General features: G+C 57.5%; 1 protein-coding gene. It reads right to left on the minus strand.

Annotated elements, in window-relative coordinates:
- Nucleotides 1-751, minus strand: a 751-nt coding sequence (locus tag QF629_12975; GenBank protein MDP6014433.1) for an amidase family protein, incomplete at both ends; no start/stop codon positions are given.

Consider the following 751-nt stretch of genomic DNA (forward strand, 5'->3'; position numbering starts at 1 on the left):
CATTTCGAGCGGGTTGTTGGTCTTCTCTCCAATGGCAAAGGCTGTGCTTGGCGCCGTCGGACCCACGAGAACGTCAACATCGCGAAAAGCTTGATTGAAGTCCTTGCATAACAACGTTCGAACGCATTGGGCGCGGCCATAGTACGCGTCGTAATAGCCGGCCGAGAGGACGAACGTTCCTAGTAGGATGCGTCGCTTTACCTCGTTGCCAAAACCACCGCTCCGGGTATTGGCGTACATATCAGCGAGATCATTACTTTCGGCACGGAATCCATAGCGCACGCCGTCATAACGTGCCAGATTCGACGACGCTTCGGCAGTAGCAATGACGTAGTAGGTCGCGATCGCAAATTCCTCGTGAGGCAGCTCGATGGGGCGAAGCTGGGTGCCGGCTGTTTCAAGTTCGGCAAGCACGGCCGTGACTTCACGCTTGATGTCTGGGGCAACACCTTTTCCAAGCCAAGCCTCCGGGACCCCAATTGTTAGGTCACCGGCATCGCTCTCAAGGTCGTTTTGCAAGGCTGGCACCGGGTCGGGAAGAGTCGTCGAGTCTTTGCTGTCGTTGCCCGCGATCACTGACAAAATTAGCGCCGCATCCTCGACAGTTCGGGTCAGCGGCCCGATTTGGTCAAGAGACGAAGCGAATGCGATCAGTCCGTATCTTGACACGCGGCCGTAGGTGGGTTTCAGCCCTACCACGCCGCAGAAGGCCGCCGGTTGCCGGATTGAACCTCCGGTGTCGGAGCCCAAC

This window comes from Alphaproteobacteria bacterium, from assembly GCA_030739735.1.
Taxonomy (GTDB): domain Bacteria; phylum Pseudomonadota; class Alphaproteobacteria; order UBA7887; family UBA7887; genus UBA7887.